This is a genomic window from Pseudomonas sp. GW458-11-26-14-LB4, from assembly GCF_059423925.1.
On sequence record NZ_JBWKYU010000022.1, the window covers coordinates 83,516 to 108,200 of the forward strand.

The following is a 24,685-nucleotide window of genomic DNA, read 5'->3' on the forward strand; positions in this document are numbered from 1 at the left end:
CTTGAAAATCCGGGTAAAGGGCACATCCGTGCCGATGATCGAAACACGCACAGGTTGACAGATTTCCCGCGGACAGAATACCGTTCCGTTACAGAACAATATTCTGTAGCGGAACATGATTCTGTAAATCCATTTACTGCGAGGCTTCATCCATGAGTCAGTTTCTCAGCATGTTCAACAGCGTCGGCTCCCAGGCGTTCAGCCAGATGGCCTGCCAGGTCGCGCCGTACTTCAGCACCATCAATCCGCTGGTGACCGAGTTGCGGGCAGGTTCGGCGCAGGTGCAAGTGCCGTTTCGCCGCGAGATCACCAACCACCTCGGTACCGTGCACGCCATCGCCCTGTGCAACGCTGCCGAATTGGCGGCCGGGATGATGACCGACGTGTCGATTCCCGCCGGCGCGCGCTGGATTCCAAAAGGCATGACCGTCGAATACCTGGCCAAGGCCAAGACCGACGTGACCGCCGTGGCCAACGGCGAAGGACTGGACTGGCAGACCGAAGGCGACAAGATCGTACCGGTGGATGTCCACGACGCCGAAGGCAGGAAAGTGTTCACGGCGCGCATCACCATGAACGTGAAACTGTCCTGAAATCACCGGCACAAAAAAAAGCCCTTGCTGCGCTGATCGCAACAAGGGCTTTCGTCGTTTCAAAGAGAAGGGATCAGTGAACGGTCAGGCGCTGACGAACAAATTCTTCGGTGCGGCGGGTGACCTGATCCAGATGCCGGTCGCGCTGTTTCTCGGCATCGAGCATTGCGCGCTTGCCGTGCTTTTGCAGCAAGTAGGTGTGGATCTGCTGCACTTCCAGCGAACGGTAGATCGGCGTCGTGTCGATAAAACCGCGCAGCCCGTTGCTGCGGTAGTGCCGGGTGCTCATCAGCACCTGCGTCTCCAGTTGGCCCAGTACTTCAAAGCCCAGCGCCTCGAAATACGGCACCTTGCCGACGCTGCAGGTCAGCTCGGCATGGGGGTAACGCGCCACCATGTCCGCGATCAGCGAACGGGCTACGCCCTGACGTCGATGCCCCTCGCGCACTGCCAGATAGGCCACGTTGCACGCCTCCCAATCACCCTGCACCGGCAGGTACAACAGGAAGCCGATCACCTGCTCGGGGTCATCGTCATCGGTGGCCACCAGCAGTTCCACCTCGGTGCCCTTCTCGCCGTTCAACGCCTCCAGATACAGATGCACCTCGTAGCCGACCGCGTACTGATAGACGTTGTACAGCAGGTTGCTCGGGCCGAGACCGATGGCACTGATGTCGGTCAGGTTGTCGACCACCATCTGCAGGATCTGACTGTTGACGCCTTCGGGGCATGGGGATTTGTAGTGGGTGATGCGGGGCATGGCGGGGGAACTCCGGCGGTAAAACACAAGTTGCCGGGTAGGTTGAGCGACCGGCGAACCGCGACATAATACCCTGTGCAAGCCTGACAAAAATTTCATCTGCCCGAGAACGGATCTTTCGCCGACTTGGCGTCCAATTTTTCAGCTGCGTTCATTTTCCGACGCACGCCTTGAGGAGCTGCCATGAACGTTCTGCGTTGCGCGAAAACAATGAAATGCTTGCTCGCTGCCGCGCTGGTGGCGATTACCCTGTCGGGCTGTGTCGTCGAACCGGTTCGCCCGCATCGGCCACCACCGATCGTCGAAGTGGTTCCGGTCATGCCTGCGCCGGGTTATCACTGGGTCGCCGGGCATTACCGCTGGGCCGACAACCAATGGCGCTGGATGCCGGGACATTGGCGGGCGTATTGAGGCCCTTCACTGCGCGGGGGCAACGACCTTGAACTTGATGTCGATGTCCTTCGACACCACGGTGTCCGCCCACTCCCCCGCGCCAAGGCCGAACTCGTCGCGCTTGAGTACCAGTTCGCCGTCAAAAATGCCGATGCTGCTGTCGGGTTTGAGTTGCACCGGCACCTGCACCTCACGGGTGATGCCTTTGAGGGTGAGGTGGCCGTCGACCAGATAACGGTTGTCGCCGGCCGGACTGAAGCGGGTCGATTCAAACACCGCCACCGGGAATTTTTCGGTGTCGAACCATGCCGGTTTCACCAGCTCGGTGTTGGCATCTTCACTGCCGGCGTCGATGCTGGTGAGGTCGATGTGCAGCGTGGTGCGGGCGCTGGCCAGGTTGTCGCTGTCGAAATCCAGCATCGCGTCGAACTTGCCGAAGGTGCCGTACATCCGCGAGCCCATCTGGTTGTAGGTGAAACTGATCTGGCTGGCGGTGGTGTTGACCCGGGTGTACTCCACCGCATTCGCAGCAGGGATGAAGGTCAGGAAAGACGCGGCCGCCAACAACAATCGAATCGACATGCAATGCTCCGGCGCCCGATGGGGCTCGAATGACTTAAGCAAACATCCGTCACTTGCGCCAGTTCCGCCAACGCCCAACCGGATCAGTCCGTCACACCAACCGCTCGATCTTCTGGTGCTTCCAGACCCGCGTGTAATACAGCGTCTGCAGCACCAGCATCCCAAGATACGCAATCGGGAACGCCATCCACACGCCCTGCAAACCGAACTGCCCGTCCAGCCAGTAGGCCGCCGGCAACTGCACGCCGAGCACACAGATGATCGCCACGCCCACCGGCACCAGCACCGTGCCGCTGGCGCGCATGATGCCGCCGATGATCGCCTGGAAACCGAAGATCAGCAGGCTCCACAACATGATGTGCAACAGATGCTCGGCCATCACCCGGGTCGAGTCTTCGGTCAGGAACAGCCCGAGCAACCAGTGCGACAACAGGTAACCCGCCAGGATCAAACCACCCGTCAGGCACACGTTGATCCAAAGCCCGGTGCGCAGGATCGGCCCCATCCGCTCAAGCCGTCCGGCACCGATCGCCTGGGCGCCGAGGATCGACGCGGTGATCGCAATCGACAGCGCCGGAAACTGCACGTAATTGACGATCTGCGTCACCGCGCCATACGCCGCCGTCGCCTGCGAGCCGTGCTGGTTGACCAGCGCCAGAATCACCAGCTCCGACAGCGACAGCACGATCATCTGCACCCCGGTCGGCAGACCGATGCGCAACACCTTGCCGAGAATCGCGCCGTCCAGTCGCAGCGCCGCGAAGAACTCGCGATCCGGCGCCAGCGGATGGCCCTTGCGGATCAGGCTCCATGACAGCCACGCCATCGCCGCCAGCGTACCGGCCAGACCGGCGAACGCCGCGCTTTGAATCCCCAGTTGCGGCAAGCCGAACCAGCCGCGAATGAACGCCGGGGTCAGCGCCAGTCCGACCACGGTCGACAGCAACAGCGCCAGCATCGGCGACAGCGTGTCACTCACCCCGCGCAACAACTGGGTGAACAACACGTACACCAGCACAACCGGCAAGGTCCACATCATCACCCGGGCATAGGCCACCGCATCATCCAGCACATCCGCCGGCGTGCCCAAACCCTGTAAGGCCTCACGCGCAAACACACTGCCCAGCACCGCCGCCACCAGCCCGATCAACACCCCCAGCAACAACGTCGCACCGGCAATCGCCTTGACCATGTGCGACTCACGCGCCCCCCACGCCTGACCGATCAACACCCCTGCCCCGGCGCCCAGACCGATGACCAGCGCGATAAAGAAAAAGATGATCGGAAACATCCCCGACACCGCCGCCAGCGCCTGCGTACCGAGCATCTGGCCGATGTAGATGCTGTTGACCGTGCCCGACATCGATTGCAGGAAGTTCGACAGCACCATCGGGGCCAGGAACAGCAGGTAGGTTTTCCAGAGGGGGGATTGAGCGGGGGTTTGCATTGAGGGTCCGTCTCGGGTGGGAGCTGATGACAGAGTCTAAGGTATGCAATGCCGTTCAGGTCGTACCCGTTTGCATTAAAACTTCGTAATCTGCACCCCGACCAATCTGCAAAGCCTCTCCATCACGACAGGAAGTGAATCCCTCCCATGCGCCGTTCCCCGTTTCTGCTGAGTTGCACCTTATTGACCGCTCTGGCGACGAGCGTCCACGCCGGCCCCGCGCCCTCGCCCGAAGTGGTGCAAGGATTGGTGAACACCCTGAACGAACGCCTGAACATCGGCGACCTCGTCGCCCTGACCAAATGGGACAGCGGCAAGCCGATCCAGGACAGTCCCCGTGAGGCGCAGGTGATCGACAACGCCCGCAAGCTGGCTGCCGAACGCAAGCTCGATCCGGAAGACGTCGCGCAATTGATTGCCGCGCAGATGGAGGCCAACAAACTGGTGCAGTACGGTTTGCTCGCACAATGGCAAGCGGCCGGTGCCGCGCCGGACACGCCGCGACCGGATCTGGGCACGCAGATTCGCCCGCGTCTGGACGAGTTGCAAACCCGTCTGCTGCAGCAATACGCCGACTTCACACCCTACCGTCACGATCCGAACTGCTTGGCGTGGCTGGCCAAGGCGCGTACCGGCCTGACCCGTGATGCGCTGCATGATCTGGCCCTGACCCGCGCCACCGGAGAGCTGTGCATTCGGCCGCTGGTGCCCTAGAACAAGGGTCTTGGCATTCATTGCTGGCGTCGATAGTCACCATCAGCTCAATGAAGTTCTCATCAAAAATCCGCGGCGTAACATCGGCTCCATACCAAACAAACAACACCCCGGAGCACACGATCATGAAACGCCAAATCCTTCTCGGCATCGCTTTCTCGGTTCTTGCAGTCAACGCTTTTGCAGCCAAACCCGCCCACACCATGATCGCCGAAGGCGGTTCGGACCGGTTGATTGAAAGTCGCTTGGCCGAGGGTGGTTCGGATCGTCTGATCGAACGTCGTGTGGCTGAAGGTGGCTCCGACCGTCTGATCGAACGCCGCGTTGCTGAAGGTGGCTCTGATCGTCTGATCGAACGTCGTGTTGCTGAAGGTGGTTCCGATCGTCTGATTGAACGCCGCGTCGCTGAAGGTGGTTCCGACCGTTTGATCGAACGCCGCGTCGCTGAAGGTGGCGCTGATCGCTTGATCGAACGCCGCGTCGCTGAAGGTGGTTCCGACCGTTTGATCGAACGCCGCGTCGCATGAATCAAATGCTCTACCGCTGCACAAACAAAAAGCCCGGCCTGATCAGCCGGGCTTTTTCACGTCCAACCGGCGCTTATTGCACGGTTTTCAGTTTGACCACGTCACCGGAGATCTTGGTGGTGTAACCGGTCAGGACCCATGCCCAGAACCAGTTTTCCTGAACCTGGGTGTTGATCATGGCGTCGCCGCCCTTGGCTTTGATCGCGGCAGTCTGGGCGCGGACGAAGCGGTTGTTCTGCTGGATCGGGATGACGCCGAACAGCAGCAGGCCGGTGGCGGTGGCTTCGCTGTGGCCAATCACGGTGTATTGGCTGCTGTCGTATTGTCTGGTGTTCATCGGGGTGCCGGTGCAACCTGCCAGAACCACACCGAACAGTGCGGCGGCGACGACTTTGCTGAGGTATTTCACTGCAAGACTCCATGGGTAAACGCCCGGGATCCGTCTCTCGGGCGGGGCACACTTTACCGAACGCAGTAGCTCATTGACATCAGCCTCGGCAGATTTTCATTAAACGCCTTGCTGGCAGCCCGTCCGCGATGTCGCATACCATGGCGCCACTTCAATAAAAACAGACATTTCTCCATGCTCAAAGCCAGTCTGCGCAGCCACCTGACCCTTTGGTTTGCCGGTTTGTCTCTGCTGACGCTATTGAGCGTGGGCTTTTACGTCGGTGATATCGCCACTGAGCAAATGAAACGCGCCAGCGGCAATGCGCTGCTGAGTACCGCGCGGTCGGCGGCGACGCTGCTGGGCGAGCAGTTGCGCGAGCGGCAACTGGAGGTCTATCTGCTCAGCCGGGCGCCGCATCTGGAACGCGGCGATCTGGACAATCCGGCAATTCTCAAATCGATGCAGCTGCGCACCGAAGCCCGCTCCGAATATGCGTGGATGGGGGTGACCGATGCTCAGGGGCGTGTGCATCAGGCAGTCAACGGTTTGCTGGTAGGTCAGGTCGTGCTACAGCGCCCATGGTTTCAGGCCGGTCTGCGCGGGGAATACACCGGCGATCCGCACGAAGCCGTTTTGTTGGCGAAACTGTTGCCGGGTCTGCCCAACGGCGAGCCACTGCGCTTCATCGACTTCGCCGCGCCCATCCGCAACGCCGATGGCCAGGTGATCGGTGTGCTCGGCGCCCATGCGCACTGGAGCTGGGTCACGCACATCGTCGAATCGGCAGCGATGTCGCACAAGGGGGCGGAGCCGGATATCGAAGCGCTGATCATCGATCACGACGGCAAGGTGCTGTACCCGGAAGCGCTGGTTGGTCAACAAATGCCGGCCAAGGATCAGAAGTCCCCGGGCTGGGTCGTCGGCAACGGGTACCTGACCAGCGAGGTGACTGTGCCGACGCCTACGGGCACCGCGCTGTCGTGGTCGATTGCCGTGCGTCAACCACTGGACACTGCGCTGCAACCGGCGCGACTGCTGTTTTATAAATTGCTGTTGCTGGGGGTTTTCGCCGCCGTGGCATTCGGACTGGTTGCGTATTACCTGGCGCTGTACCTGAGCCGACCCATCGAGCACCTCGCGCGTTCAGCCCAAAAAGTGCAGAACAACCAGCCTGGTGCGGACTTTCCGCTCCGGCATCCCGTGCGGGAAATTGCCCAGCTCGGCCAGTCGATCGATGCCATGACTCAGTCGCTGCTCGCCAAGGAACGTGAGCTGCAGGAGACCAACGCATCGCTCGAAGCCACCGTCGCCCAACGCACGGCGGCCCTGACCCTGGCCAACGCCGAGCTGCTGAACCTCGCTACTCACGATGGCTTGACCGGTGTCTACAACCGCCGCCGCTTCGACGAAAAACTCACAGAATACAGCCTGTTGTTTCGTCGTACCGGGCGGCCGTTTGCTTTGCTTCTGATTGATGCCGATCACTTCAAGCACATCAACGACACTCACGGCCATGCGGCCGGCGACGACGTACTGCAGCAACTGGCGCAGCTGATCCAGATCAGCATCCGGAGCACGGATTTTGTCGCCCGTTACGGAGGCGAAGAATTTGCGGTGCTGCTGCCGGAAATCGCCAAGCCCGATACGCCCGATATCGTCGCCGAAAAGATTCGATCAGCGATTGCCGCAGCGACCTTTCCAGCGGTCGGCGCGGTGACGGTCAGCATCGGTGTCGGCCTGGCCGACCCGGCCGACAACGCTCCGACAGCACTGCTCAAACGTGCTGATCAACAGTTGTATCAGGCGAAAGCCGAGGGTCGTAATCGCGTAGCCTGCCAGACGTCACTCACCGAAGTTAACGGACTCGGCTGACCCGCGATTGAATCAGGTGTTGGTCTTCAACCGGGTCCAGAACCGTGTCATCAACCGGGCAATCGCTGCTGGCAGTTCTTCACAGTGAACGGGAACTGCATTGCGCAGCTCCCGCACAGACGCTTCATTGCTGAGAAAAGGTCTGAAGATACGCCAACAAATTATCGATCTTCTCTTCATCACTCAGCCCCCAAAAGATCATCCGCGTCCCCGGCACCACGCCCTTCGGATCCTTCAGATACTTCGTCAGCGTTTCCCGATCCCAGGCCAGGCCGGAGTTTTTCATCGCGTCGGAATACACGTAATTCGCCGACGTCCCCGCCGGGCGGCCGATGATGCCGTTGAGTTCCGGGCCGAAACCCGGGCGGGCGGATTCGCCGACCTGGTGGCAGCCGCCGCACAGGCGCGGGAAGATTTTGGCGCCGGCCTCGGCGTCACCGGCAGCCAGTGCTGGCGTGCTGAGCAGGCCTGCGTTGAGGATCAGGGCGAGCGTTAATGCAGCGTTTTTCATCGGGGAATTCCAGATCTTCGGCGGCGCCAAGGGTAATCGTGCGCGGCAAGTTGCGCTACAGGTAGGCGCCCACGACCTGACGAACTTTGAGCAAGGCTTGACGCAGGGCAAGCATGTCCACCGATCCCAGCGCCAGGCGAATCGCGTGCGGCACATGGGTGGACACGGTGAAGGGTTCTGCGGTGGTGACGGAAACCTGCTCGTGCATCAACTCGACCACGATGTGGTCGGCCCGCACGTCTTCCGGCAGCGGCAACCAAAGGAAATATGAAGAGGAATGGCCCACGGTTGGGAGGCCTTCCAGAATCTGCGTAGCCAGAGCTTGCCGAGCCTGGGCGTCGCTGCGCTTTTGCGCTTCAAGCAAGGTGACGGTGCCGTCGTCGAGCCAGCCGCAGGCGATAGCGGTCATCACGCCGGGGGTGTTCCAGGTGGTGGCGCGGATGATCCGCTCCAGCGCCGCCACCTGCTCGACCGGCGCGGCAATGAAGCCGACACGCAGGCCGGTGGCGATGTTTTTCGACAGGCCCGACACGTAGACAGTGCGTTCCGGCGCGAGATCGGCCAACGGGGGCGGCGGGTTATCGACCAGAAAGGCGTAGGCCGCGTCTTCGATGATCGTCAGATCATGCCGGCGGGCAATCGCGATCAAATCCTCGCGCTGTGCCAGAGGCATTACCCAGCCCAATGGATTGTGCAGGGTCGGCATGCTGTACACGGCACGCACCGGTCGTTGGCGGCAGAGTTTGTCGAGGGCCGCCAGATCGGGGCCCTGCTCATTGACGGGAATCGCCACCACTTCCAGGTGCAGCGCTTCGGCCAGTACTTTGAATCCGGAGTAGGTCAAGGCGTCGGCGGCGATCACATCACCGGGTTTGAGCAGCGCCATCAGCGTTACCGCCAGCCCTTGCTGGGCGCCGTTGACGATCAACACCTGCTCGGCGTCGACACTCAAACCCCGTGTTTGCAGGTGCCGCGCCACCGAGGCCCGTTCATGCTGGCGACCGGCGTGGGGCTGATAGCGCAGCAGCGCCTCGAGGTCGCCGGACAGCGCCAGTTGCCGCAACGCGGTGCGCAGCAGCTCGGCCTGCCCCGGCAATGACGGGTAGTTGAAGTTCAGATCGATCATGCCGACCGCGACGTCTTTCTGGTCGATGCCCTGCCCCGGCAACAACGACGTTTCCCGCACAAACGTGCCGCGCCCGGCTTCGCCGCTGACCAGGCCCATGGCCTCAAGCTCGGCGTATACGCGCGAGGCGGTGACCAGCGCCAGCCCTTCGTTCGCTGCCAGTTGCCGGTGAGTCGGTAAGCGAGTGCCGGGCAAAAGGCGACCGGAGCGAATGTCGGCGGCATAGGTGTCGACGAGGGTCTTGTAACGGGAGCGCGGCATGTGGGGCTGTATCCATGACAATTCTTTGATTGTGCTGATTCTCGTCCCTAGGATTGTTTCAACGCAACCCACCACTGAGCGCAATGCGTATGGAACGAACCACCCAACTCGGCACCCCGGCCCTGGAAAAAACCAGCGGATGGATCAATGGCTTTATCGGCGTCGTGATCTTCAGCGGCTCGCTGCCCGCCACGCGGCTGGCGGTGCTGGAATTCGACCCGGTGTTTCTCACCGTCATCCGCGCGACCATCGCCGGCGCCCTGGCGTTGTGCCTGTTGTGGCTGTTTCGCGAACGACGTCCGGCGCGGGACCAGTGGTTGTCATTGCTGATCGTCGCACTGGGCGTGGTTGTGGGTTTTCCGTTGTTGACAGCCCTGGCGCTGCAATACGTGACGTCGGCGCATTCCATTGTGTTTGTAGGACTACTGCCGCTGGCGACGGCGATTTTCGGCGTGCTGCGCGGCGGTGAGCGGCCACGTCCGGTGTTTTGGATTTTTTCGGTGTTGGGCAGTTCGCTGGTGGTCGGTTTTGCGATCTCACAAGGGCTGACCGCCTCGCCCACCGGCGATCTATTGATGCTGGCAGCGATCCTCGCCTGCGGCCTCGGTTACGCCGAAGGCGCAAAACTGTCGCGCACCCTCGGCGGCTGGCAGGTGATCTGTTGGGCGCTGGTACTGTCGTTGCCGGTGATGGCCGTGCTGAGCGTATGGCTGGCGCCCGCCTCGTTCAGCGGTATCAGCGTGTCGGCGTGGGTTTGCCTCGCGTACGTTTCGCTGTTCAGCATGCTGATCGGTTTTGTGTTCTGGTATCGCGGGCTGGCTCAGGGCGGGATTGCGGCGGTCGGGCAGCTGCAATTGCTGCAGCCGTTTTTCGGCCTGGCACTGGCCGCGACCTTGCTGCATGAACATGTCAGCGTGAGCATGCTGGTGGTGACGCTGGGGGTGATCCTGTGCGTGGCCGGGGCGAAGAAATTCGCCAAATAGTTTTCAGCTCGCGCCGGATTTCCATTCTCGCGGGCTGAGTCCGGTCTTGCGCCGAAACGCCCGGGCCAGCGCCGACGGACTTTCATAACCGACCTCTTCGGCGATCAACGCAATCGGCCGTCCCTCACGCAGGCGTTTCTGCGCGAGGCTGATCCGCCAGCTCACCAGATAATCCACCGGCGTCTGCCCCACCACCCGCCGGAAGTGTTCGGCGAAACCGGCGCGGGACAGATTGGCGGCACTCGCCAGCTCGGCGACACTCCAGGCCTTGGCCGGCTGGTCGTGCATCAGGTTCAAGGCTCGGGAAATCTTCGGATCGGCCAGCCCGGCCATCATGCCCGGCTGCTGGTTGCGACTGCTGATTAAATGGCGCAACAACAGAATCACCAGCAATTCGAACAATCGGTCCATCACCGCTTCGCGCCCGCAGTGTCCGTCGAAAGCTTCTTTGAACAGCCACTCCAGGGTGTTGGCCATTTCCGGGAGGTCGGCGAGTTTCAGCACCAGATAATCCGGCAGCGCTGCCGCCAAAGCATTGCCCGCACCGCCGTCGAAGGTCAGCGAAGCGCACACCAGTTGCGTGCCCATGCCTTCATCGGCGAACAAGCGATGGGCCATGGGACGGGGGAAAAAGATCAGGGTCGGTTCGTTGAGCGAAATTTCAGGATCACTCCCGGGTTTGAGCAACAGCTCCCCCGCCTGCAACAGGTGCACATGCCCGCACACCTGATCGCCGCCGTAGGCGCTCACCCCGCAGAACGTGCCGCTGTGGAAGGTGCCGGCATTGACGCCGAAGTGGCTGAGCAACGTAGAAAGGCGATCCATGACTGATTCTCGCAAGGACAGGTTTGGACGATCTGTCGCATATCCTCGACGATTTGCACCCAAAGCACCAGCCGCGCTCCGTAGCATTCACTCCATCCCCGGCGCACTTCGCACCGGAATTTCGGAGAATCACCATGAGCCGCATCGCCCCTCTCAGCCTCGAAACCGCCACCGACGCCACTCGCCCGACACTCGAAGGCGTGCAGAAAAAAATCGGCTTCCTGCCCAACCTGTTCAAGACCCTCGCCGTCGCACCTGTCGCGCTGGATGCCTACGTGCAAATCTCCGCCACTCTGGGCAAGACCTCACTGAGCGCCAAGGAAAAAGAGGCGGTGTATCTGGCCACCTCGCAAGTCAACGGTTGCGACTATTGCCTGGCGGCGCACACCCTGTTCGCCAGCAAGGCCGGGCTGGCAGCAGAAGAAATCATCGAAGCGCGTCACGGTCGGTTGAATGCTTTTGCCACCCTCGCCCATCAACTGACCGAAACCCGTGGTCATCTGAACGATGAGCAGATTGCCGCCGCCCGCGCTGCCGGCATCGACGACAAGAAGATCATCGAAGTGATCGCCGTCATCGCCGCGCAAACCCTCACCAACTACCTGAACAACGTGGCGCTGACCGATATCGACTTCCCCGCCATCGATGCCTGACCAGTGATCGGGGTCGATCTCAGTCGTGATCGACCCCGGCGCGTTTCAGCAACTTCTTGCAGCGCTCTGACAGGTGAAACACCTGCAACTGCTTGCCCGCCTTGGCATAGCGTTCGCGCAGGGTTTTCAGCGCGGCGATGGCCGAGTAATCGACAAAGCTCAGGTGCCGGCAATCCAGCGTCACCCGTTGCGGGTCACTGGCCGGGTCGAACTGATTGAGGAACGGCGTGGTCGAGGCAAAGAACAGCGTACCGTGCAGGCGATAGAGTTTGCTGCCGTCCGCTTCCAGATGTTCATCGGCGTAAAGCTCGCGCGCTTGCTGCCAGGCAAAATTCAGCGCCGCGATAATGATCCCGCACAGCACTGCCGTGGCCAGATCGGTGAACACCGTGATGGTGGTTACCGCGATGATCACCAGCACATCGTTGAGCGGCACTTTGTTCAGCATCCGCAACGAGGCCCAGGCAAACGTCTGCTGCGACACCACGAACATCACGCCCACCAGCGCCGCCAGCGGAATCCGCTCGATCAGCGGCGACAGAAACAGAATGAACAGCAGAATCAAAACCCCGGCCACCACCCCGGACAAACGCCCGCGCCCGCCGGAACTGAGGTTGATCACGGTCTGGCCGATCATTGCGCAGCCGCCCATACCGCCGAATGCACCGGAGACCACGTTCGCCGCGCCCAGCGCCACGCATTCGCGGTCCGGATAACCACGGGTTTCGGTGATTTCGTCGGTGAGGTTGAGGGTCAGCAGGGTTTCCAGCAGGCCGACCAGCGCCATCAGAATCGCGTAGGGCGCGATGATGCGCAGGGTGTCCAGCGTCCACGGGATGTCCGGCAGCGCGAAGGTCGGCAAGCCGCCGGCGATGTGCGCCATGTCGCCGAGGGTGCGGGTCGGCAGGCCGAGCAGGTAAACCAGCAAACCGACGCCGAGAATCGCCACCAGCGCCGGCGGCACGGCGCGGGTCAGGCGCGGCAATATATATACGATGGCCATGGTCAGCAGCACCAGCCCGGTCATCAGGTACAACGGCGTGCCGCTGAGCCACTGTTCACCGCTCTTGAAATGCTCCAGTTGCGCCAGCGCGATGATGATCGCCAGACCGTTGACGAACCCGAGCATCACCGGGTGCGGCACCATGCGCACCAGTTTGCCCAGCCGCAGCAGCCCGAACGCCATCATGATCAAGCCACCGAGCAACACCGTCGCTAACAGATATTGCACACCGTGTTGCACCACCAACGCGACGATCACCACCGCCATCGAACCGGCCGCTCCGGACACCATGCCCGGCCGGCCACCGAACAGCGCGGTCAGCGTGCAAATGATGAAGGCGCCGTACAGGCCCATCAGCGGATTGAGGTGGGCCACCAGCGCAAACGCAATGCATTCGGGCAACAGGGCAAACGAGGTGGTGAGTCCGGCCAGGACATCGGCGCGCAGACGAATCGGTTTCATGGCTTACCTGACAGAGCGGCCGACGGGCGCGGCCGCATGCATTGGCGCAAAAGAGCGCCGCGGAAAAAGAGGGTTGCAGATGTTACGCAAATGCACCGGCGTGGGCCAGTGATCGCTGACAGGAACGGGTTGGCGCTCTATGCTTGCGCGCTTCATCGAGCAACGGGTTTGAACATGTCACCGCTATCCACTCGCGAAGTCTGCCAGCGCTTGCGCGATGCGGCGTTGGAGGTTTGCGCGCTACAGCATATTGCGCAGGAATCCGGGCCCGTCCAGATCTCGGTCGAGATCGACGGCTGGCAGCTGTTGCTCGACTTTGACGGTCAGCGCCTGCACCACTGCCTGCAATGCCGCTGCCCGGAAGATCGGGTGTGGCGACTCGACACGACTCAGCGTTTCGGCACCGACCCGGTCAGCCTGCTCAGCACCTGGGAGCTGGCGCAGATCGAGCGGTTGCTGGCTCAGGTCGGCTGAGACCGGATCACCCCTGCCGCAAGTCCAGCAGGTAGGTGTAATAGCCAGTGTCACGTATCCAACCGAGTGATTCGTACAAACCCTGGGCTGTGAAATTGTCGGTGGCGGTTTCCAGCACCAGGCCCTTGGCGCCGGTTTCGATGGCAAAGTCGCGGGCGGTGTTCATCAATAATCGCCCCACTCCACGGCCCCGGGCGGCTGGCGTAGTGAACAGATCGCTGAGCAGCCAGGTGCGATGGGCGTCTATCGAAGAAAACGTCGGGTATAGCTGGACGAATCCAAGCGCCTCACCGCTTTCATCCTCAACCAGAAAAATCGCCGATTCATTGCGGGCCATGCGTTCGGCGATGAAGGCCCGCGATTGCTTGAGATTTGACGGCTGGCCATAAAAACCGCGATAGCCGTCGAACAGCTTCGCCACCGCGTCGAGGTGAATCGTCGTGGCGCGCAGTGCCTGAAGGGTCATTGTCACTTTCCTGAGGTTACTGAAATTGAAACCAGCATAGCGCTGAGGAGCGAGTTCGCTGGCCTAATCGCTATATAGTTTTGTATATTGCGAACCCGAAATGGCCAGACCCTCCATGCCGTCCATGAGCAGCATCCGCGAACGCAACCAGCAACTGATCCTGGCCGCCGCCAGTGAAGAATTCGCCGCCAACGGCTTCGACGCGACCCAGACCCGCGACATCGCCGCCCGCGCCGGTGTGCCCAAGGCCAATCTTTATTACTACTTCCAGAGCAAGGAAAACCTCTACGGCAAAGTGCTGCTCGGCTTCGTCGAACCGTTGCTGGAAGCCTCGGCGGTGCTGCGCGAAAGCGACGACCCACTGATTGGCCTGCGCGCCTACGTTGCCGCCCGCATCCGCATCGCCCGCGAGCATCCGGCAATCGCCAAGGTTTTCAGTGGTGAGTTGCTGCTCGGCGGCCGCCAGTTGCCCGACGAATGCCGCGACCTGCTGCACGGCGAAGCCCGGCGCAATGTCGAGTGCCTGCGCAGCTGGATCGACCGCGGGCTGCTGGCGCCGGTGGATCCCGAGCATCTGATGCTGTTTATCTGGTCGGCGACGCGCACCTACACCAACATTGGCTGGGAGATGGGCCGTATCACCGGACGGGAGGTGCCGCAGGATGAGGATTATGCGGTGGCGGCGGAGACGATTACGCGGTTGGTGCTGGAGGGGGTAGTGGCACCGCGGGCGGGGGAAATCCGCGGCGTACTGTTTGCGACTTGAAGCGTCAGGGCATGAAATCCAGCGGCAGTGCGCGGTCGCCTTCCATCCGCTCGTACCATGCCTGGAACTGAGCAGGCAGGCGCTTTTTCCATTCCGGTACATTGGCGTAGTAACGGGCTCGCGTGCGGCCCTCTTTATCAGATACCAACATCAGCACCCAGAAACGGTGACTGGCCGCACGCATCAGAATGGCCGCGTTCATATTGCCCAGTCCGCGCACCCACATCTCGATGACCTCTGCATCAGGCACGTCAACCGCCGGGTCGCCGACGGTCATGGTACTCGTACGGTCCACCAGCGTCTGATAATCACCGTTGAGCAGTTTATGCATCGCCTGATCCTCTTGCTGCGTACGAGCAAGTCCAAGGCTCAACAGGTTGTAATTCATCGAAAGTGGTTTGTCAGCCGCCACATAACGACCTGAGTAAAAGACACCCATACCGGCACTGCAATCAACGTCATCGCCATTCTGTGTGACGTCCAGTACACCATTGATCGCTCGAAAAACAAGCGTGCAACTACCCTCTTCGAAACGGGCTTCATCACCGTTCAACACAGCAACACCTTCCAGTTCACCAGAGTTGGCGCCCTCCTGTGCTGAAATCCCAAAGCGGACGTGTATGGCGTCCTGACGCTTGATGATCACTTCGGATGCCGAGTTCACCCCGTGAGGAATCAACTGCCAGGTGGCATCCCATGAGAACGTTCTGGGTGCATATTTCAGCTCAGTCAGGCGCATCAGATATTCACGAGCCAAGCACGCCGGGTCAGCGCCACAAAGGCTGCGGTTCTTCAACCATGCTCTTTGATCGGCCTTGAGCGCTTGCGGGTCAGCCACCTGCGCCAACGTTGTCCGCCAGAGCGCCCCGAGTTTCTCATCGAGACTCGAAGTATACGGATCCGCACAAACGGCTTTTTCAACCGGGCCGGAAGCGCCAGCACAGTCAAAACTGGCAGCGTGGGAGGCGGTAGCAAATACTAAAGACGTCAGCAGCAAGGCGTGACAGAGATTGAAAACGAGCATCGACAGATTCCATTCCTGAGGCGGCGGCAGTATGCCGGGCCCGGGCTATCGATGCTCTGGATTTTTCACTGCTTGCTCGCGGGCAACCGGGCTCTTGTACAAGCAAGCATCAGAATGTGATCTCGGTCGCCGGCTTAACATCGATCCGCGCCACGGAACCGGTCAGGTGCGCCCAGTCCTTGTTGTGTTCGGCGATGATGTCTTCGGCGCTCATGTTGCCGTTGTCGACCGTCGTATGGGCGTCGGCCGCCAGCTCCACGTCGTAGCCAAGTTGATGGGCCTGGCGCACGGTGGCGTTGACGCAGTAATCGGTTTGCATGCCACAGATCACCAGGCGGTCGAAGTCTTCCCGGGGGATCAGTTTCTGCAGATTGGTCTGGTAGAACGAGTCGTTGGCGGTCTTGTCGACGCGCAGATCGCCGGGCGCGGTGACCAGGCCGTCAGCCAGTTGCCAGCCTTCGGCACCGTGAGCGAACGGGCTATCCTTTTCGTTGTGCTGGATCAGCACCACCGGAATGCCCGACTTGCGAGCGCGGGCGCTGAGGCCGTTGATGGTGTCGATTACCCGTTTTGCGTCGTGGCACTCGTATTCGCCTGTGCACAGGGCGCGCTGGACATCGATGATCAGCAATGCTGTGGTCATGGTGAGCCTTCCTTGATCGGTCCTTGAGACAGGGGCGGACGTGTGCCCGCCCCCTTTTTACTCTGCTCAGTAACCCAATGACAACCCGGTGTTGCGCCGTGGATCGTTGGCGCCGTAGAAGCGGTTCTTGCCGACCGGTTTGCCACCCAACGACGGTGCACCGACCAGAATCGCGGCGATGTGGTTGGCGTCCTGCGGGCCCGCAAACTTGTGGCCCCAGCTCTCGAGAATCTTCTTCGTGTCGGGGCTGGCGGCGAAGTCTTCGAGGTTGGTTTCCTCCGGCATCCACTGCTGGTGGAAGCGCGGCGCATCGACCGCTTCCTGCAGGCCCATGCCGTAGTCGATGACGTTGAGCATGGTCAGCAGGGTCGCGGTGATGATGCGACTGCCACCCGGCGTACCGACCACCATCACCACTTTGCCGTCCTTGGTGACGATGGTCGGGCTCATCGAAGACAGCGGCGCCTTGCCGGGAGCGATGGCGTTGGCTTCGCCCTGCACCAGGCCGTACATGTTCGGCACGCCGACCTTGGAGGTGAAGTCGTCCATTTCATCGTTGAGGATCACCCCGGTCTTGCTCGCCATCACGCCCGCGCCGAACCAGTCGTTGAGGGTGTAGGTGACCGATACAGCGTTGCCCCACTTGTCGACGATCGAATAGTGCGTGGTGTTGCTACCTTCATGGGGCGCGACGCCGGGTTTGAGTTCCGCCGACACACCGGCCTTCTGCGGCTGGATCGCGTTACGCAGCTTGGTCGCGTAATTCTTGTCCAGCAGGTGTTCGATCGGGTTCTTCACGAAATCCGGGTCGCCCAGATAGCTGTTGCGATCCACGTACGCATGGCGCATTGCCTCGATCTGGTAGTGCATGCCCTGGGCCGAATGGAAGCCCAGATCCTTCATTGGATAGCCTTCGAGAATGTTCATGATCTGGCAGATCACCACCCCGCCGGAGCTTGGCGGCGGTGCCGATACGACGTGATAGCCGCGATAGTCGCACTCCACCGGGGCCAGTTCACGGGTCTTGTACTTGTCGAGATCGGCCTGGGTGATGATGCCCTTGTTGGCCTGACTGGACGTGACGATGGCGTCGGCCACCCAGCCTTTATAGAAACCGTCGGCGCCTTTTTCGGAAATGGTGCGCAGGGTTTTGCCCAGGTCCTTCTGCACCAGTTTCTGCCCGACTTGCATCGGCTCACCGTTGCTCAGGAAGATCGCACCGGAATCCTTGATGTCCTTCTTGAACACGTCAGTGGCGTATTCCAGCAGCTCGACGTCGCCCTGCTCCAGTTCGAACCCGTCTTCGGCCAGTTTGATGGCCGGGGCGATCATTTCCTTGCGCGGTTTGGTGCCGTACTTGCTCAGCGCCAGCTCCATGCCGGACACAGTGCCCGGAACGCCGACCGCGAGGTGGCCACGGGTACTCAGGTCCGGAATGACGTTGCCGTCCTTGTCGAGGTACATGTTGGCCGTCGCGGCCAGCGGGGCTTTTTCGCGGAAGTCGAGGAAGGTCTTGCGCCCGTCCGCCAGTTGAATGGTCATGAAACCACCACCACCGAGGTTGCCCGCCGCCGGGTAAACCACCGCCAGTGCATAGCCCACGGCGACCGCCGCATCCACCGCGTTGCCGCCACTTTTCAACACGTCGACACCCACGTGAGTGGCCAGGTGCTGGGCGGTGACCACCATGCCGTTTTCGGCAGCAACCGGGGCAACCGAGGCGGCGTGGGCCATTAGGCAACTGAGCGCCAACGAGGTCGCAATCAGCGATTTGGCAAAAGGTTCGTACTTCATGAGTCGGTCTCTTCTTTTTATAAGGTAGGAAAGCGCTTCAAGAGCATCAGCCAGTATGGTCGCGATTACGGTTTGCGCCTCCCTGATCCGGCAGTATGCTGGGCGCAGTTTTCGCCCCCGTACCGGAGTTTTTCCCATGGCCTACACGTTCATCACCCTGCCCTCGCCCGTCGGCGAGTTGAAGCTGGTCGCGAACGGCTCACGTCTGGCCGCCATCCTCTGGGAAAACGACAAACCGAACCGGGTGCGACTGGGACCGATGAGCGAAGCACCGGACAATCCGGTGTTGATGAAAACCGCGCGACAGCTGGAAGAATATTTTGCAGGAACGCGAAACGCGTTCGATCTGGAGCTGGACTTTGCCGGCACCGAGTTCCAGAAAAAGGTCTGGGCCGCGCTGCTGACCATTCCGTTTGGCGAAACCCGCACCTACAGCCAGATCGCCGAACAGATCGGCCACCCGAGTGCGGTGCGCGCCGTCGGCGCGGCGAACGGGCGCAATCCGATCTCGATCATTGCGCCGTGCCATCGGGTCATCGGCGCCTCAGGCAAACTGACCGGTTTTGCCGGAGGCCTGGAAGCCAAGGAGCGTCTGCTGACCCTGGAAGGTGGCCAGTGGTCAGACATCGGTAAAACCGGTGACTTGTTCTAACCGCCAAACAGGTTATTCATCGCCGCATACTGCAACAGCATGATGGTCTTGGCATCGCAGATTTCACCCCGCTGGAACGCCGCCAGCGCGTCGTCGAAACGCCACTCCAGCACTTCAAGTTCTTCTGTTTCCTCTTCCAGACCGCCCCCTTCACTGACCCTTGACGAAGCATCGTACTCGGCAATGAAAAAGTGCAACTTCTCGGTCACCGAACCCGGACTCATGTAAGCCTCGAAGACCTTCTTCACGTCATGCACGCGATAACCGGTTTCCTCCTCCGCCTCGTCGCGGATGCGCTGCTCCGGCGCCGCGCCTTCGAGCAGTCCGGCCGCCACTTCAATCAGCAAACCGTCGTGACCGTTGACGAACACCGGCAGGCGAAACTGTCGAGTAAGCACTACCGTACGTTTTTCACGATTGAACAACAGAATTGCCGCGCCATTACCACGGTCGTAGACCTCGCGCGTCTGACGCTGCCAGTCACCGTTGTTGCGGTGATAGTCGAAGGTGATTTTCTTCAGCAGATACCAGTCGTGGGACAACACCTGGGTATCGACGATGTTGACCCGCTCGGCTGTATTGGACATGACGCCTGATCCTTTTTTGTCATCGGAAGATGGCCATGGTAGGTGAAATGATGCGAACCGCCGACGAAAAAAAAGCCCGGCAGCGCTACCGGGCTTTTCCTTCATTGACTACTGATGCGCCACGTTCACCGTTGCTGTATCAGTGCCCTGCGCCGCAGACTGCGCCCCGTGAATCAGGGGTCCATAACGCCGACTGAATTCCCAGTTGTACGGCACGCGATCCTTGCTGGTGCCGTTGTCCCAGTTCACCGACCAGGTCATCAGGCCCTTGATCGGATGCCCTTTGACCGCCAGGCGTTTCATCGCGTTGCCGACCACGGTTTTGTCGATCACGTAACCGGTGGCGGCCGCATCGACGTTGGACGGCAGGCCGATGACGAACTTGTCTGCCGGGATCCTGGTGAAGCCGCGAGTACCGGTCACCAGGCTCTCGGTCAGGTAATAGAGGAAGTCCTCTTTCATCGCGTCGTTGTTCTGGGCGATCCACGCCCCGTTGCCGTTATTGGCTTCCGGCACCCAGACCCCGTCGCCACCCTGGTTGTAGAACTGCGGAGCGATGAAGTCGTAGTAGCCTTCCAGCGCCTGCAGGTAACCGACGTATTTGCCGGAGGCGGTCAGGTACGGAAACTCCGGTGCCATGCTGATGATGAAATGTTTGCCCTGGCCTGCGTAGTGATCCTTGACCAGTTTCAGCGCGGCCGGCAGGACGGTCTTGTTGGCAGCGAAATCAATCGCGCTCTGTTCAAGATCGATGTCCAGGCCGTCGAAGCCGTAGGTTTCCACCAGACGGATGATTTCATTGGCCAGCGGTTGCTCCTGACCAGCGCGCAACTCGATGTGCGCATCGGCACCGCCCAGGGAAATCAGCACGGCCCGCCCCTGACTGTTGAGCACGCCGACCTGACGGCGGAACTCGGCATCGGAAACGTTGAACGGCTTGAAGGTCGGTATCCCGCTGCCCTTCATGAAGGCCACCGCGACCACGTTGTATTCCTTCGGCACGTTTTCCAGAGCGATGTTGGCGAACTGACCGCGCTGGTAACCGTCGCTCGGGCCGGCCGGCCAGTTGTGCCAGAAGCCCATGAGGATCTTCTTGCCGGCAAGGCTTGGCATCAGCGACGCCGCGTCGCTGGCCTGGTTTTTCATTAGGGTGAAGTCGATGTTTGACATGTTCTAATCCTTCAGAACGTGTGGGTTTGACGTTGCGGGCTTATTTGAAGTCCACATCGAAGGCCTGATAGAAGGCGTTGCCGGTGTTGGCGACGATCCACATCAGGACGATGACGTGATGACCCTGCTTGTTGTCCGGAAGTTTCACGGCGTGGTTGACCTTGGCTTTCAATTCCGCCGAATGACTGTAGTACGGCACTTGCGGATAGAAATCCTCGGCGAACGGTTGCGCCTCCAGTTGCGCTCGGCTGATGCGTTGTTTCGGGTCCCAGCCATCCTTGGTGATCAGCCAGCGATAACCGCGGGTGGTGTGCGGCGCGGTGTACTCCCACTTGACCTCAAGGGTCTGACCGGGGGTGACATTGAGCAGCGGCCAGGAGAACGGACGCCCGAGTTTCTTGCTCATTTCTTCTGCGGTGAAGTTCACACAGTCACGTGCGTCGTTCTTGCCGCCACTGAGAATATAGCCGTCAGCCGGCGGTACGACGCTCGGGTTGTCGCTTTCGAAGGGCGCCGGGAACGGACCGGCCGCGAGTGCCGGGAAGTTCTTGCCGCCTTCCATTTCATTGACCTGCCAGCCGCCGAGCAATCCTTGCTCGATGGCCACCGCGCCGCGGCTTGCAGGGGAAATGACGCGACCGTGTCGCAGTTGGGTTTGAGCTTGTGGTTGGTTCATGTTTTTCACTCCGTTGATTTAAGAACTCTCCTGTCCGAGGAGAGGCCTTCAAGCTAACGGAGGGGGATTTTTTGTCCATCGGCGGTTTTGTCGCAGTCTGCCTCGACGAAACTCGAAAAACGCCGAAAACACTGTATATAAACACAGTACATTGCGACGACGCTCACCCGTCGCATGGCAAAAAGACTACACCGCGTCATTACAAAAACCTGCATTCACCGGCTCAGGGAAGCTGCGCCTCGAACTCCTTTTGATACTGCCCGGCGAGCTGTTCCTTTTGCTTGTCGTCGAGCAGCTTGCCGGCCATCTGGAAGAATTTCTGCTCCTCTTCCTGCAGGTGGTGATGGACCTTCTCCGAGAGCTTTTTCGCCGTGGCCAGCCAGGCCGGGCTGGACATCTCGGTCTCGTCGAGCTCTTCCATCATTTCGTCCATTTCATGGTGCTCGGCGATGGCATGGCGGCTGAGGTCGACACCGTTGTCGAACTCCATCAGCGGGATATAGAAATGGCGCTCTTCGGCCGTTTCGTGAGCCTGAAGCTCAGCCTTGAGTTGCTTGTAGGCCTCGACCCTTTCCGGGGTGTCACCGCTGGTCTTGATCAACGATTTCGCGTAGGTCCGCTGACGATCGTGGCTTTCACGCAGGGCTTCGAAAATGTTCATGGAATCTCCCAGGCAAACGCGTTCCGGATGGACGCCCTAAAGGGCTAGACCCCGGCGCAGCAGCGACGGTTCCAAGCGATTGCTTCAATCGGCTGCGGCGCGCTAGGCTGCCGATTCATTACTACAAGGAAGACAACATGACGTTGCGGATCGAGCTGTCACAGGACCCTACCGAAGAACAGCGCGCAGCCATCCTGGCGCCCCTGCGTGCCCACAACATCGCCAAAGCCGGGCCTTCGCTGTACGAACCGGTCGCGTTGCTGGTGCGCAACGATAACGACGCGATCCTTGGTGGCCTTTATGGGCACACGTTCTATCGGTGGCTGTTTATCGAGTTGCTGGCGGTGCCGGAAGAAGGCCGGGGACAGGGCATCGGCTCGAAGCTGATGAACATGGTCGAGGAATTCGCTCGGGAAAAAGACTGCGTGGGGATCTGGCTCGATACCTTTGATTTTCAGGCGCCCGGGTTCTACAAAAAACTGGGGTATACCGAGTGTGGCGAGATTGTGGATTATCCGCTGGGGCACAAGCGGCACTTCTTCCAGAAGCGTTTGATTGATTGAATTCAGCGACCCTCGCCCGCAGGCTGGCGAGGGTCGCGTAGCGTCAACGCATTCAGCCGCCCGTTACAGACAGGTCGCCCCCGCCCCCCACCGCCACGCGGCGCTGGGCCACAAAATCATCCTTCTGCGCGTAGTAATTCAAAACCGTGCCGGACGCATCCGTGGTCAAGTCGACAAACGACTCCGCCGAGCGCGTATAGACCGTCGAACCGCCCTTCTTGCCCGGTTGCAGATACGCCGCCGCGTCCACACCGAACACCGCTTCGTCCTGCCAGGCGAATTGCACGCACTGGGCCACGACTTTTTCGGGTTTGTCCGAATTCAGGGTCTTGTAAGGGGTTTGCGTGCGGGCGTCTTCCATCGCCGAACCCGCGCAACCGGCCAGCAGGGTTGCCGCCAGCGCTACCATCAGCATTCGCATTGCATTCGCTCATTCGGAAAAAAGCGGACTGTATCACCGCAACGCCAAAAATCGTTCTGCTTTACTGCATTTAGAGCGCGACACATGCCGGCCGCTGCGGCACATTAACGGTCATCAGCCTTACAAGGAAAGCCCATGGCGCCTACTGACCAGCGACACGAACAGGCCCTGAAACTGTTTCTCGATGCGCGCCCGGAACTGCGCGAAGCCCTTGACCACCTCAACCCGCTGCTGGCCCAGGCCAAGGGCGAAACCCAGGCGCAGTACCGCGAAGAACGTCTGCACGAAGCCTTCGAAGCCGAGGCCGAAAGCCAGGGTTTGTTCGCCTGGGAACTGACGCTGCAACTCACCGCCGCGACGCCCGAGGAGTATCAGGCGCAACGCCTGGAAGTGCATCGCGAAGTGGCGGAAATGGCCGGCATGGACTGGCTGGAATATTGCGATCTGTATGGCATAGAACCGTAAACCCCGCTCAAGGATGCTGCCTCGATGCTGCCTTCCACCTCGACCCACCGCGCCAGCCCCGGACATCTTCATATACAGAAATGGCGCGGCCGTGTAGGCCTGGCGCTGGTTGCCAGCCTGTCGGTACTGGCCGGCATGACCGACGCTATCGGCTTCATGGCCAGCGGCGATTTCGTTTCCTTCATGAGCGGCAACACCACGCGGCTGGCGGTGGCGATCAGCGATGGCGACAGCGCACTGACGTTAAGGCTGATCCTGCTGGTCGCGACGTTCATTGTCGGCAATGCCCTCGGGGTCGTGGTCAGCCGGCTGGGTGGTCGGCGGGCGCTGCCGTTGCTGCTATCCATCGCCGCTCTGCTCTGTTTGGCAGCCTGGCCCTTTGACACGCAACTGCCGGCCCTGCTGGCGGCGATCATTGCGATGGGCATGCTCAACGCAGCGGTGGAAGAAGTGAACGGTCTGCCGGTCGGGCTGACGTACGTCACCGGCGCCCTGTCCCGATTCGGTCGAGGATTGGGCCGGTGGGTGCTCGGCGAACGGCGAAGTGGCTGGCGGGTGCAACTGGTGCCGTGGAGCGGGATGCTGGTCGGCGCCATTCTGGGGGCGGTGCTGGAACATCATCTGGGACTCAAGGCGATGTTGGTCAGCGGTCTGTTCGCCGCCGTACTGGGGCTGCTGACCCTGAAGATTCCGCGGCGCTGGCAACTGGGCTACATGCCACGCTGAAGGACACCTGCTCGCATCGAGACGGGCGCGGGAAACATCCGCTTCGCCGCCCCGCCGAGAAAGCTTTATCATGGCCGCAGTTTTGCTGATCGAGTCCGTCATGAAGTTCGCCATTGCGCTGTTTTCCGCCGCCCATGCGCCCTCCTCGCGCCGCGCCCTGCTGTTCGCCCAGGCTGCGCTGGCCGGCGGGCATGAAATTGTCCGGCTGTTTTTCTATCAGGACGGGGTCCACAACGCGTCCGACGCCGTGGTCACGCCGCAGGACGAGCTGGACCTGCCCAAGCAGTGGCGAACCTTTATCACCGAACAAAACCTCGACGGCGTGGTGTGCATCGCCGCGGCCCTGCGCCGTGGCGTGTTGAATACGGAGGAAGCCGGGCGTTATCAGCGTGATGCCGTGGCCGTCAGCGCACCGTGGGAATTGTCCGGCCTCGGTCAGTTGCATGACGCGGTGCAGGATGCCGACCGCCTCATCTGTTTCGGAGGCGCATGAC

General features: G+C 60.8%; 30 protein-coding genes and 1 pseudogene. 14 read left to right on the forward strand and 17 right to left on the reverse strand.

Annotation, left to right across the window (positions count from 1 at the left end; genetic code table 11):
• Positions 1–152: 152 nt before the first annotated feature.
• Positions 153–593, forward strand: coding sequence for a hotdog fold domain-containing protein (locus AC07XZ_RS24450; protein WP_085746021.1), 441 nt, complete (start codon positions 153–155; stop codon positions 591–593).
• 73 nt (positions 594–666) lie between these two features.
• On the opposite strand, the gene AC07XZ_RS24455 is transcribed toward AC07XZ_RS24450, so the two are convergent.
• Complete coding sequence (locus AC07XZ_RS24455; RefSeq protein ID WP_085746020.1) at positions 667–1,353, reverse strand: GNAT family N-acetyltransferase; 687 nt, start codon at positions 1,351–1,353, stop codon at positions 667–669.
• A gap of 183 nt (positions 1,354–1,536) precedes the next feature.
• Between AC07XZ_RS24455 and AC07XZ_RS24460 the strand changes: the two genes are divergently transcribed.
• Positions 1,537–1,764, forward strand: coding sequence for a YXWGXW repeat-containing protein (locus AC07XZ_RS24460; RefSeq protein WP_102687807.1), 228 nt, complete (start codon positions 1,537–1,539; stop codon positions 1,762–1,764).
• Between the two features lie 6 nt (positions 1,765–1,770).
• Here the strand turns inward: AC07XZ_RS24460 and AC07XZ_RS24465 are convergent, their stop codons facing one another.
• Positions 1,771–2,328, reverse strand: a complete 558-nt coding sequence (locus tag AC07XZ_RS24465) for a YceI family protein (protein WP_102687808.1) — start codon at positions 2,326–2,328, stop codon at positions 1,771–1,773.
• A 91-nt stretch (positions 2,329–2,419) separates the two neighbouring features.
• A complete protein-coding gene (locus AC07XZ_RS24470; protein WP_102687809.1) occupies positions 2,420–3,775 on the reverse strand; it encodes an MATE family efflux transporter in 1,356 nt (451 codons plus the stop codon).
• Between the two features lie 147 nt (positions 3,776–3,922).
• On the opposite strand from AC07XZ_RS24470, the gene AC07XZ_RS24475 reads away from it, so the two are divergent.
• Complete coding sequence (locus tag AC07XZ_RS24475) at positions 3,923–4,489, forward strand: chorismate mutase (RefSeq protein ID WP_102687810.1); 567 nt, start codon at positions 3,923–3,925, stop codon at positions 4,487–4,489.
• 125 nt (positions 4,490–4,614) lie between these two features.
• Positions 4,615–5,016, forward strand: a complete 402-nt coding sequence (locus AC07XZ_RS24480) for a hypothetical protein (protein ID WP_102687811.1) — start codon at positions 4,615–4,617, stop codon at positions 5,014–5,016.
• A gap of 73 nt (positions 5,017–5,089) precedes the next feature.
• Here the strand turns inward: AC07XZ_RS24480 and AC07XZ_RS24485 are convergent, their stop codons facing one another.
• On the reverse strand, positions 5,090–5,425 hold the full coding sequence (locus tag AC07XZ_RS24485; protein WP_102687812.1) for a hypothetical protein: 336 nt from the start codon (positions 5,423–5,425) through the stop codon (positions 5,090–5,092).
• A 174-nt stretch (positions 5,426–5,599) separates the two neighbouring features.
• On the opposite strand from AC07XZ_RS24485, the gene AC07XZ_RS24490 reads away from it, so the two are divergent.
• Positions 5,600–7,279, forward strand: a complete 1,680-nt coding sequence (locus AC07XZ_RS24490; RefSeq protein ID WP_102687813.1) for a sensor domain-containing diguanylate cyclase — start codon at positions 5,600–5,602, stop codon at positions 7,277–7,279.
• A 124-nt stretch (positions 7,280–7,403) separates the two neighbouring features.
• On the opposite strand, the gene AC07XZ_RS24495 is transcribed toward AC07XZ_RS24490, so the two are convergent.
• Both AC07XZ_RS24495 and AC07XZ_RS24500 read right to left on the reverse strand, forming a co-directional pair.
• Positions 7,404–7,790: a c-type cytochrome gene (locus tag AC07XZ_RS24495; protein WP_085746008.1), complete on the reverse strand. Its 387-nt coding sequence runs from the start codon at positions 7,788–7,790 to the stop codon at positions 7,404–7,406.
• Between the two features lie 55 nt (positions 7,791–7,845).
• Positions 7,846–9,177: an aminotransferase-like domain-containing protein gene (locus AC07XZ_RS24500; RefSeq protein WP_102687814.1), complete on the reverse strand. Its 1,332-nt coding sequence runs from the start codon at positions 9,175–9,177 to the stop codon at positions 7,846–7,848.
• A gap of 89 nt (positions 9,178–9,266) precedes the next feature.
• Between AC07XZ_RS24500 and AC07XZ_RS24505 the strand changes: the two genes are divergently transcribed.
• Positions 9,267–10,160 (forward strand): DMT family transporter, encoded by an 894-nt coding sequence (locus tag AC07XZ_RS24505; RefSeq protein ID WP_085746006.1) that lies wholly within the window; start codon positions 9,267–9,269, stop codon positions 10,158–10,160.
• Positions 10,161–10,163: 3 nt separating this feature from the next.
• Here the strand turns inward: AC07XZ_RS24505 and AC07XZ_RS24510 are convergent, their stop codons facing one another.
• Positions 10,164–10,985 (reverse strand): AraC family transcriptional regulator, encoded by an 822-nt coding sequence (locus AC07XZ_RS24510; RefSeq protein WP_102687815.1) that lies wholly within the window; start codon positions 10,983–10,985, stop codon positions 10,164–10,166.
• A gap of 134 nt (positions 10,986–11,119) precedes the next feature.
• Here AC07XZ_RS24510 and AC07XZ_RS24515 point away from each other — a divergent pair, with 134 nt between their 5' ends.
• Positions 11,120–11,638, forward strand: coding sequence for a carboxymuconolactone decarboxylase family protein (locus AC07XZ_RS24515; RefSeq protein WP_102687816.1), 519 nt, complete (start codon positions 11,120–11,122; stop codon positions 11,636–11,638).
• Between the two features lie 19 nt (positions 11,639–11,657).
• Here AC07XZ_RS24515 and AC07XZ_RS24520 read toward each other — a convergent pair whose 3' ends face one another.
• Positions 11,658–13,103, reverse strand: a complete 1,446-nt coding sequence (locus AC07XZ_RS24520; RefSeq protein WP_102687817.1) for a SulP family inorganic anion transporter — start codon at positions 13,101–13,103, stop codon at positions 11,658–11,660.
• Positions 13,104–13,277: 174 nt separating this feature from the next.
• On the opposite strand from AC07XZ_RS24520, the gene AC07XZ_RS24525 reads away from it, so the two are divergent.
• Positions 13,278–13,577: a DUF7693 family protein gene (locus AC07XZ_RS24525; RefSeq protein WP_102687834.1), complete on the forward strand. Its 300-nt coding sequence runs from the start codon at positions 13,278–13,280 to the stop codon at positions 13,575–13,577.
• Between the two features lie 7 nt (positions 13,578–13,584).
• Here AC07XZ_RS24525 and AC07XZ_RS24530 read toward each other — a convergent pair whose 3' ends face one another.
• Positions 13,585–14,043 (reverse strand): GNAT family N-acetyltransferase, encoded by a 459-nt coding sequence (locus tag AC07XZ_RS24530; protein WP_102687818.1) that lies wholly within the window; start codon positions 14,041–14,043, stop codon positions 13,585–13,587.
• A 124-nt stretch (positions 14,044–14,167) separates the two neighbouring features.
• Here AC07XZ_RS24530 and AC07XZ_RS24535 point away from each other — a divergent pair, with 124 nt between their 5' ends.
• Positions 14,168–14,809 carry a TetR/AcrR family transcriptional regulator gene (locus tag AC07XZ_RS24535; protein ID WP_102687835.1) on the forward strand — a complete coding sequence of 214 codons (642 nt, stop codon included), beginning with the start codon at positions 14,168–14,170 and terminating at the stop codon, positions 14,807–14,809.
• A 4-nt stretch (positions 14,810–14,813) separates the two neighbouring features.
• On the opposite strand, the gene AC07XZ_RS24540 is transcribed toward AC07XZ_RS24535, so the two are convergent.
• The 3 genes from AC07XZ_RS24540 to ggt form a co-directional block, all read right to left on the reverse strand.
• Entirely contained in the window at positions 14,814–15,833 is a 1,020-nt protein-coding gene (locus AC07XZ_RS24540) for a lysozyme inhibitor LprI family protein (protein ID WP_102687819.1), read from the reverse strand.
• A gap of 109 nt (positions 15,834–15,942) precedes the next feature.
• Complete coding sequence (locus AC07XZ_RS24545; protein WP_102687820.1) at positions 15,943–16,476, reverse strand: cysteine hydrolase family protein; 534 nt, start codon at positions 16,474–16,476, stop codon at positions 15,943–15,945.
• Between the two features lie 66 nt (positions 16,477–16,542).
• Entirely contained in the window at positions 16,543–18,270 is a 1,728-nt protein-coding gene (gene ggt, locus AC07XZ_RS24550; RefSeq protein ID WP_085746000.1) for a gamma-glutamyltransferase, read from the reverse strand.
• Positions 18,271–18,406: 136 nt separating this feature from the next.
• Here ggt and AC07XZ_RS24555 point away from each other — a divergent pair, with 136 nt between their 5' ends.
• Positions 18,407–18,922: a methylated-DNA--[protein]-cysteine S-methyltransferase gene (locus AC07XZ_RS24555; protein WP_011334927.1), complete on the forward strand. Its 516-nt coding sequence runs from the start codon at positions 18,407–18,409 to the stop codon at positions 18,920–18,922.
• On the opposite strand, the gene AC07XZ_RS24560 is transcribed toward AC07XZ_RS24555, so the two are convergent.
• The 4 genes and pseudogenes from AC07XZ_RS24560 to AC07XZ_RS24575 all read right to left on the reverse strand — a co-directional run bounded on the left by AC07XZ_RS24560 (position 18,919) and on the right by AC07XZ_RS24575 (position 22,016).
• Positions 18,919–19,509, reverse strand: coding sequence for an NUDIX domain-containing protein (locus tag AC07XZ_RS24560; protein ID WP_102687821.1), 591 nt, complete (start codon positions 19,507–19,509; stop codon positions 18,919–18,921). The two genes, AC07XZ_RS24555 and AC07XZ_RS24560, sit on opposite strands and share 4 nt — an antisense overlap.
• 147 nt (positions 19,510–19,656) lie before the next feature.
• Positions 19,657–20,679: pseudogene (locus AC07XZ_RS24565) on the reverse strand (chitinase); the annotation flags it as partial.
• A gap of 40 nt (positions 20,680–20,719) precedes the next feature.
• The gene (locus AC07XZ_RS24570) at positions 20,720–21,355 is read right to left on the reverse strand and encodes a lytic polysaccharide monooxygenase auxiliary activity family 9 protein (protein ID WP_102687823.1); all 636 of its coding nucleotides are present in this window, start codon (positions 21,353–21,355) and stop codon (positions 20,720–20,722) included.
• Between the two features lie 223 nt (positions 21,356–21,578).
• Complete coding sequence (locus AC07XZ_RS24575; protein ID WP_007958228.1) at positions 21,579–22,016, reverse strand: hemerythrin domain-containing protein; 438 nt, start codon at positions 22,014–22,016, stop codon at positions 21,579–21,581.
• 137 nt (positions 22,017–22,153) lie between these two features.
• Here AC07XZ_RS24575 and AC07XZ_RS24580 point away from each other — a divergent pair, with 137 nt between their 5' ends.
• Positions 22,154–22,579 (forward strand): GNAT family N-acetyltransferase, encoded by a 426-nt coding sequence (locus AC07XZ_RS24580; RefSeq protein WP_102687824.1) that lies wholly within the window; start codon positions 22,154–22,156, stop codon positions 22,577–22,579.
• Positions 22,580–22,631: 52 nt separating this feature from the next.
• On the opposite strand, the gene AC07XZ_RS24585 is transcribed toward AC07XZ_RS24580, so the two are convergent.
• The gene (locus AC07XZ_RS24585) at positions 22,632–23,000 is read right to left on the reverse strand and encodes a hypothetical protein (RefSeq protein ID WP_102687825.1); all 369 of its coding nucleotides are present in this window, start codon (positions 22,998–23,000) and stop codon (positions 22,632–22,634) included.
• 135 nt (positions 23,001–23,135) lie between these two features.
• Here AC07XZ_RS24585 and AC07XZ_RS24590 point away from each other — a divergent pair, with 135 nt between their 5' ends.
• The 3 genes from AC07XZ_RS24590 (at position 23,136) to tusD (ending at position 24,684) form a co-directional block, all read left to right on the forward strand.
• Complete coding sequence (locus AC07XZ_RS24590; protein ID WP_007958215.1) at positions 23,136–23,465, forward strand: DUF6388 family protein; 330 nt, start codon at positions 23,136–23,138, stop codon at positions 23,463–23,465.
• A gap of 24 nt (positions 23,466–23,489) precedes the next feature.
• Positions 23,490–24,191: a YoaK family protein gene (locus AC07XZ_RS24595; RefSeq protein WP_007958213.1), complete on the forward strand. Its 702-nt coding sequence runs from the start codon at positions 23,490–23,492 to the stop codon at positions 24,189–24,191.
• A 100-nt stretch (positions 24,192–24,291) separates the two neighbouring features.
• Positions 24,292–24,684 (forward strand): sulfurtransferase complex subunit TusD, encoded by a 393-nt coding sequence (gene tusD / locus AC07XZ_RS24600; protein WP_045121864.1) that lies wholly within the window; start codon positions 24,292–24,294, stop codon positions 24,682–24,684.
• Position 24,685 lies beyond the last annotated feature (1 nt).